The organism is Paenisporosarcina sp. P5_A11 (assembly GCF_056400705.1).
This window is the reverse complement of sequence record NZ_JBFUKT010000144.1, coordinates 1-8,819: the sequence shown is the minus strand read 5'-3', so window position 1 is coordinate 8,819 and position 8,819 is coordinate 1. Positions and strand designations below refer to the sequence as shown.

General features: G+C 37.5%; 5 protein-coding genes and 1 other annotated feature. Of the genes, 2 read left to right on the top strand and 3 right to left on the bottom strand.

The window, feature by feature from the left end:
* Positions 1 to 480 precede the first annotated feature (480 nt).
* Positions 481 to 984 (bottom strand): DinB family protein, encoded by a 504-nt coding sequence (locus tag AC1DOS_RS15465; RefSeq protein ID WP_477538216.1) that lies wholly within the window; start codon positions 982 to 984, stop codon positions 481 to 483.
* Positions 985 to 1,514: 530 nt separating this feature from the next.
* Between AC1DOS_RS15465 and AC1DOS_RS15460 the strand changes: the two genes are divergently transcribed.
* On the top strand, positions 1,515 to 2,330 hold the full coding sequence (locus AC1DOS_RS15460) for a cobalamin-binding protein (protein ID WP_477538217.1): 816 nt from the start codon (positions 1,515 to 1,517) through the stop codon (positions 2,328 to 2,330).
* Positions 2,331 to 2,389: 59 nt separating this feature from the next.
* On the opposite strand, the gene tyrS is transcribed toward AC1DOS_RS15460, so the two are convergent.
* Positions 2,390 to 3,655 carry a tyrosine--tRNA ligase gene (gene tyrS, locus AC1DOS_RS15455; RefSeq protein ID WP_477538215.1) on the bottom strand — a complete coding sequence of 422 codons (1,266 nt, stop codon included), beginning with the start codon at positions 3,653 to 3,655 and terminating at the stop codon, positions 2,390 to 2,392.
* Between the two features lie 191 nt (positions 3,656 to 3,846).
* Positions 3,847 to 4,046: a binding site (T-box leader), on the bottom strand.
* Positions 4,047 to 4,154: 108 nt separating this feature from the next.
* Here tyrS and AC1DOS_RS15450 point away from each other — a divergent pair.
* On the top strand, positions 4,155 to 7,064 hold the full coding sequence (locus AC1DOS_RS15450) for a transglycosylase domain-containing protein (RefSeq protein WP_477538214.1): 2,910 nt from the start codon (positions 4,155 to 4,157) through the stop codon (positions 7,062 to 7,064).
* 116 nt (positions 7,065 to 7,180) lie between these two features.
* Here AC1DOS_RS15450 and acsA read toward each other — a convergent pair.
* On the bottom strand, positions 7,181 to 8,819 hold a 1,639-nt coding region (gene acsA / locus AC1DOS_RS15445), incomplete at its 5' end, for an acetate--CoA ligase (RefSeq protein ID WP_477538213.1).

Genomic DNA, 8,819 nt, shown 5'->3' with positions numbered 1-8,819 from the left:
AGTGAATAGGGGGACAGGCACCCTTTTTAGATACTTTAGTTTGATACAGATTACATAAAAAAAATGCATTCACAGCTTGTTCTGTTTCGCTCATTTACGTTTCTAATTACCACCAGCCATAAATTATTCTATTATTTTATTAACTTCACCATTTGGATGAACTCGAATGGCTACCATATGAACCTTTCTTTCACCACTCATTACGTTTTCCGAATGGTTACCCTCCTCTTCCTTTGAGCTAGCAGAAAGACCAGAAATGTTGGCCAGTAAAGGTCAGAATAGTGAAATCTGGATTCCAATTAAGAAAAAAAAATAAAAGAGGCTGCAATTATTTGAAAACAGATGAAAAAAATGTAAAAATACAGGCATCTGTGAATAAAAAAAGTGCCGAAATAGGAGTTCTGTAGCAAATTTTTATGTTAACTCGAACATAATCCAGTTAGTCATTGGATATCTCACAATTGGAAGATGATTTAACCTTTATACCGAGTAGTGTGATTTAATTTCTTCTATTTGCTCTATATGTCGCTGTTCATGTAAGTATAATATTTCGATCCATTGATAAAGAGGCAAATCACCAAAGACTGGATGTTTTAGTGATTTATCAACTAACATGGATGTGTCTTCCACAGTATTCAATACACTATTTAATAAATTTCTTGAATGATTTAATTGATCAACTATTTGATGAGTTTCGGATGAGTCAAGTTGTGGCTTAACTACTTCTGGTGCTTCCAATTTATTTGATCTGTCTAAGATAAAGTCAATTTTTTTAGGTTCCGAACAGGCAATGGATTTTTTTAGCCCAAAAGCAATCGCCTTTGCAAAAGTTTCTTCAGTTAAAGCTAAGTGTTGACAAACTTGAGCAATACTCCAGCTATTAACTTCAGGAATATAATTAAATTCTTCATAACTTACGTTATTTATTTCGTTAAGCAGATTATTCCTCGTTATTAACAGATTATTATCTTCTGATTTATTCAAAATATCTCAACCTTCCCAATCAATTTATTTAACACGTAACATACTATGCACTATGTTTTAAAATAATCCATTTCTATTATTCATAAACACATAAAAATCATGCTGTAGCGTGTAAAGATTTTATAAAGAATTAAAGAAATTGGTTTCGGAAGACCGAACAAATATTTAGAACCCCCGTTAAAAAAGCTAAAAGAACTTGATACACTAGTTTGGAAAGAGGTTGAGTACTCTATATGTCGCTCATTAAGAGGAACAGACTTAAAGGACAGCTTTCTGTTTATACACGTAATGACATGGATAGTTTAAAATTAGGAGGAAGTACATCGAGAATTATAAATTAGAAGATATTGACCTTTGGGTAACCCCTGTTTTGATTCTGTCTCAAAAACAGGGTCAGTCCCTAGCGCAAATACGATAAACAACAGGATTAACAGAACCTAAAATTAATATGAAATCAAAAATTTGAAATTCTATTTGAGTTTCTTTTATGTGCATATGGTACACTGTTGGAAAAAATAAAGGAGTCAATGATGCGACTAATATCGATTTGCCCAAGCAATACAGAACTACTTGCCTACTTAGGATTAACAGAAAATCTCGTTGGACTTGATGACTTTTCAGATTGGCCTTTATCTGTTCAGCATTTGCCGAAGCTTGGTCCAGATTTATCCATCGATATCGATGCACTTGAAGCATTAAATCCCGATTTGGTTCTTGCTTCGCTGAGTGTTCCTGGCATGGAGAAAAATGTGAACGAATTAGTGGCTCGCGGTATTCCTCATCTTGTTTTGGATCCACAAAGTTTAAACGACATTGCTGAGGATTTATTGACAGTAGGAAATGCATGTGGAATAAGTCCGCATGCAGAAGTTGTTGCGACTGCATATGAATCTTTCGTAAGAGAAATGAACAAACGAGCTGCCACGGTTGAAAAGACACCTGAACTATACTGGGAGTGGTGGCCAAAACCAATATTCACTCCAGGGAAAATTAATTGGTTAACAGAAGTGAGCGAGATTTCTGGAGGTCGCAATATTTTTCGAGATGTAGAATTAGCCAGTATTCAAACAGACTGGGATGACGTCATGCGTCGAAATCCAGATTATATCTTCTTGGCATGGGTAGGTGTAAGATTAGACAAAGTAAACACAAAAGTGGTTGAAAAACGACCTGGATTCGATGGACTAACAAATGAACAGAAAAGTCATCTATATATAATGGAAGAAGAATTATATTGTCGTCCTTCCCCTCGTTTACTTGAAGGCGCTCTTAAACTCTCTAATATATTACATCCAGACATTTATGGAGATTTAGAGTTGCCACTTTGGATCAAACATAACAAGTGATTATTAGGAATATATAAAAGCTGCTAGACGAATTCAAAATCGTCTAGCAGCTTTTGTTTTTATACGAATTTCACCATATGGTATTTCTTCTTCCCTCTTCGAACAATTGAGAATGAATCATCTAAACGATTTGCTTCACTTACGATATGATCAACAGCAGTTATTTTTTCGCCATTTATTGAAATAGCACCATTTGTTACATCTTCGCGCGCTTGTCTTTTTGATGGTGATACGCCAGCATCTACTAACAAGTCGACGATATTTTTGTCTACTTTCGCCATTTCAATAGAAGGAACGTCTTTAAATGCTTCCTTCATTTCACTTGCTGAAAGGGCTTTTAAATCTCCGCTAAATAATGCGTGCGTAACGCGAATGGCATTTTCCAATGCATCTTGACCATGAATCATACGCGTCATTTCTTCAGCAAGTACTTTTTGAGCTTTACGTAAATGCGGTTCTTCAATGACAGTCACTTCAAAAGCCTCGATTTCTTCTCGAGTTAAGAAAGTGAAAATCTTCATGTATTTAATGACGTCTGCATCTGCAGCATTCATCCAAAACTGGTAAAACTCATATGGTGTTGTTTTTTCGGCATCTAACCATACAGATCCTGAGGCAGACTTACCAAATTTTGATCCATCAGCTTTAGTAACAAGTGGGATAGTCATACCAAATGCCTTTGAATCATCGGTATGAGTTTTACGAATAATTTCTAGGCCAGTTGTAATATTCCCCCATTGGTCTGACCCACCCACTTGAATACGGCAATTATGAGAATCGTATAAGTGATTGTAATCGATTGCTTGAATCAACATGTAAGAGAACTCAGTGAAGGATATTCCACCTTCTAATCGAGAAGCGACAGTATCTTTAGCTAACATGTAATTGACACCGATATATTTTCCGTAGTCACGTAAGAATTCAATCACATTCATCGAGYCAATCCAGTCACGATTGTTGACCATAACTGCTCCATTTTTAGAGCTGAAATCAAAAATCCGTTCCATTTGAGCTTTAAGTCCTTTAACATTCTGATCAATTTGTTCAGTAGTTTGTAATTGGCGTTCTTCACTGCGACCTGATGGGTCCCCAATCATTCCTGTTGCCCCACCAATTAATAAAATCGGTTGATGCCCGTGAAGTTGAAAACGGCGTAATGTTAATAAGGGTACGATATGTCCTATATGCATACTATCTGCGGTTGGATCAACCCCACAATATAAAGATATTGATTCGTTATTTAAAAGGTTCACCATTCCTTCTTCGTCTGTTAACTGGTAAGCAAGCCCTCGCCATTTTAAGTCTTCCATCAATGCGTTTGTCATTTTAAATTCCTCCTTTAAATATTGGCTCTTTTAAATAATATTGTTGTTTGTCGTACATTTGCGTTAGCCCCAAATGTACTATTTCGTTTGTTTCAACAGCAATCTGATAGCCTAACTTTTAAAACAAAAAACGTCCCTCTTATAATCTGAGCTAGACAATAAAAAAGTCCCTGCACGATTAATTAAAATCATGCAGGGACGCTAATATTATTTGCGCGGTACCACCCAGCTTGAAGGAACTTGCCCTTCCGCTCTTCAGACACAGTATCGTTGTGTAAACGTTTAAGCTCCCAGCCTGTAATTCATGTATGCACACTGACCAGCTTTCACCAACCGCTGGCTCTCTAAACAGCACTTGCATTCATTACTTCGGACTTTTCATCACTTAAAGCACTATATATTTTTTCATTGTACGCCTAAAATTTTCGTTGTCAATAAAATTAATAAAAAAGGAAGTTTTTATGATATAATAGGACAAGATTTTAGGGGGTCGATTCCATTGAATGATCAAGTGAAAAATAGACTAAAACAAATAAGTGAAACATGGGATAAATGGACAAAAGCACGATGGGCAAAAGGCCTACGTATAACGTCTGGTGTCTTTTGGAATCTTGCTATACTAGTGTTAATTGTTTTTCTAGTTGGTGGAGCATTTGTAGGATCTGTTGGAGCGGGTTACTTTGCTTCATTGGTAGATCAAGAACCGCTAAGAAAAGAAAAAGAAATGCGTAGTTCTATACTAAGTTATGAAGAAACCTCGGAACTTTACTTTGCCGATAATGTTTATTTAGGGAAAGTAAGAGCAGATTTACAGCGTCGAGAAACGAAACTATCTGAAGTGTCACCATTTGTTTTAGATGCAGTATATGCAACTGAAGATGAATACTTCGAAGTTCATAACGGGGTCGTTCCAAAAGCCATTTTCCGTGGACTATTTCAAGATGTGACGAACTCGGATAGTCAAACTGGTGGATCAACATTAACTCAACAGTTAATTAAAAATCAAATTTTAACAAACGAAGTTTCTTATGAGCGTAAAGCCAAAGAAATTCTTCTCGCATTACGACTTGAGAAATTTATGGAAAAAGATGAACTTTTAGAAGCCTACTTAAATATTATTCCTTATGGCCGTAATGCTGCAGGAGAAAATATTGCCGGAATTGAAACTGCCTCAGAAGGTATTTTTAATGTAAAAGCAAAAGATTTAAATCTTCCTCAAGCTGCTTTTATTGCAGGCATACCACAAGCACCTTTTGCACACACACCATTTACTAAAGAAGGTTTAAAAGATGCTGATGGGTTAAAACCTGGGATAGACCGAATGTTGACCGTTCTTTATCGAATGAAAGAAACTAATTACATTACGGAAAAAGAGTACAATGCAGCAATTGCATATGATATTAAAAAAGATTTTCGTTCTGCAGAAAAATCAACAAGTGAACGATATCCTGATTTAAATGCTGAACTGGAGCGCCAAGCAATTGCAATTATTTCAGTGTTGTTGGCTGAAAAAGATGGAATTGACCCCGAACGTTTAGAGGAAGAAAATAAATTAAAAGTGAAATATGAGATGCTGGCTGAACAAAAGATGCGTGTAAATGGTTATCGTATTCACTCTACTATTGATAAAAAATTATATGATACTCATCAAAAAGTAAAAAATGAGTTTGAAAGCTATGGTTATACAACTAAAGAAGAACGAACGAACAAAGAGACAGGTAAACCTGAACTAGTTGATGTTCCTGTTCAAGTCGGAAGTATTTTAATGGAAAACAGCACTGGTCGTATTTTAAGCTTTATTGCAGGACGTGATTATAATACCGAGAAGTTAAACCATGCTACTCAAGGATTCCGTCCAAATGGTTCCACAATGAAACCACTTGTCGGTTATGGTCCTGCTATTGAATATGGGGTACTTGGTGCAGGTAGTCCTGTAGTTGACGTAAAATTAGATGGCTTTATTGCAGGAAGCACTGCATACAATCCTGGAAATTTCCTTGCTAACCAAGAGCTTGGAATTATTCCTGCTCGCCAGGCTCTTGCTACTTCTCAAAACTTAGCTGCTGTTCGCCTGTATGATTCAATTAAAGATCGTAAACCTACAACTTTTTTAGAAAAGATGAATTTCTCTAAAGTTACAGATGGAACTTATGCTAACCCATCAACAGTACTTGGTACAGTGGATGTGTCCGTTCAAGAGAACACCAATGCTTATGCTACTATAGCAAATGCTGGACAGTATGTTTCCTCGTATATGATTGAGAAAATTGAAGATGCCGATGGTAATGTCGTATTTCAACATAAGTCAAAAGCTGTTCCTGTCTATTCACCTCAAACTGCATATATTTTAACTGATATGTTAAGAGATGTTTTGAGCGTCGGAACTGGAACAAAGGCGAAAAGCATGTTGAAATTCAGTTCAGATTTTGCAGCAAAAACTGGTACAACAAACGAAGCACGTGATGTTTGGTTTATGGGATATAATCCATCTATCACACTAGGCGTATGGTTAGGTTATGATAAACAAAAAACTTTAATTGACCATACTGGTAGATATCCTCAACCAGGAGCACGTGTAAATATGTTATGGGCAAAATTAATGAACGCTTCTTATGATGTGAATCCTAAAATGATTGATCCAAACATAGAATTTAAAGCGCCAAAAGGTGTAGTGTCACGTTCCTTCTGTGCTATTTCAGGGATGGCACCTTCAGCTGAATGTTCTCGTGCTGGTCTTGTGACATCAGATTTATTTAATGGAAACACTTTTGTTCCAACTAGAGTAGATGATAGTTTCGTTTCTTCTTCATACGTAATGATTAAGGACAAGCGTTATCGGGCTCTTCCTAATACACCAACCGAATTTGTTACAGCTGGTGGGGTTGGTGTTAACGAAGATTTTATAAAGCGCATGTTCGGTAGAATGAAAGGCGATCCTAGTAAATTGTTCCCGAATAACTCTAGATTCGCAAATCGCGTTGTTTCCGAAGATACTTTTAAAGCGGATGGAGCAGCACCACAACCTGTTACTGCTACATTATCAGGACAGAAACTAACTTGGACGAATTCCGCTTCGTATGATGTTGTTGGATACCGAGTGTTCAGTCGTACTGGAGGAAACAATGTTCTCCTTACTTCGATTAAAGAAGCAGGTGGAAATTCGTATCAAGTTAGTGGACCAGGTGAATATTTCGTTGTAGCTGTTGATATTACAGGAGTTCAATCCTCTGGATCTAACGTAGCTAAAATTGAGACTCCTGAACCTGAGCCTACTCCGGAACCAAAGCCAGAACCGAAACCAGAGCCAAAACCTGAAAAACCAAAACCACCTGTTGTGACACCCCCAGTGGTGACTCCACCAGTGGTGACACCGCCTCCAGTTGTGACTCCACCTGGAGATGGAGAATAAACATACTAAAAAGCTGTGGACCTTATCGATAAGATAAGGTCCACAGCTTTTTTCATTCTTATGAGAATTTCCATTTAGGTCAACAGAACACCAAACCATCATCTCAAATTTATCTATTAATCTTCCATTGTTGATAAATCACCTGTTGGCAAATCTAATTCCCAGGCTTTTAAAACGCGTCGCATGATTTTTCCGCTACGAGTTTTTGGAAGTTTATCTTTAAATTCAATTTCACGAGGAGCCGCGTGTGCAGCTAACCCTTTTTTCACAAATTGTTGAATATCAGCAATTAATTCATCCGAAGGTTCCACACCTTCTTTTAATGCCACGAATGCTTTAATAATCTCTCCACGTACTGGATCCGGTTTTCCGATAACACCAGCTTCTACAATCGCCGGATGTTCAAGTAGTTTACTTTCCACTTCGAACGGTCCAACACGTTCTCCAGAAGTCATGATAACATCATCAACTCTTCCTTGGAACCAGAAGTAGCCATCTTCATCCATGTATGCAGAATCTCCTGATACATACCATTCATCGTTTAAGAAATAAGATTGGTACTTTTCAGGGTTGTTCCAAACTTGACGCATCATTGATGGCCATCCCTTTTTCAATGCCAAGTTCCCCATTTGATTCGGAGGTAATACTACTCCCCGATCATCTACTATTGCTGCCGTAACACCCGGTATTGGTTTACCCATTGATCCAGGACGAATTGGTAAGCAAGCATAGTTACAAATCATTTGAGCACCCGTTTCCGTCATCCACCAAGTGTCATGAATACGGTGGTGGAATACTTCAGCACCCCATCGAATAACCTCAGGATTTAATGGTTCCCCTACAGATAAAACGTGACGTAATGAAGATAAGTCATAGTCTTTCACCAAGGCATCACCAGCTCCCATTAGCATACGGAAAGCGGTAGGTGCGCTGTACCAAATTGTGACTCCAAACTCTTCAATTGCTGAATACCAAGCTCCAGGAGAAAAACGTCCGCCCATGACAACCATCGTTGTCCCAGTTAACCACGGCCCAAAAATACCGTAAGATGTTCCAGTAACCCATCCTGGATCTGCTGTACACCAATAAATATCTTGTTCATTCAAATCTAGTACCCATTTTGCTGTTTGATAATGTTGAACCATTGCTTCTTGAACATGTAGTACCCCTTTAGGTTTGCCCGTCGAACCCGACGTATAATGGAGAACTAAACCATCTTCTTTATCTAGCCATTCAACTTTGAAATAAGGCGATGCCGTTTTCAAATGCTTCATGAAATCAATCGTTTTATTATTTTCCTCAACACTGTCTCCAACTAGTAAAATAGTTTCTAAGTGAGGTAATTTATCTACGGGAATACGTCCTAAAAGTTCAGGTGTAGTGACTATGGCTTTCGCTTCACTATCTGCTAAGCGATCATAAACGGCACCTTCCATAAACGCTTCAAAAAGCGGTCCAACAATTACACCCATTTTAAGAGCGCCTACTAAAGCAAAATATAATTCAGGAGAACGTGGCATGAAGATAAACAAACGGTCTCCTTTTTCTAGATTTGTATGAGTTTGCAATACATTTGCAGCTTTGTTTGACCATTTTTTCATTTCATTAAAGGTATAAGATTCTTTGCGAGTAGCATCTTTATAATAAAGTGCAATTTTGTTTTTTCTATCAGAATTTGCATGTCGATCAATGGCTTCATGTCCCATATTTATTCGACCAGTTTCATGCCAACTAAACGCTTTTTCTGCATCTTGC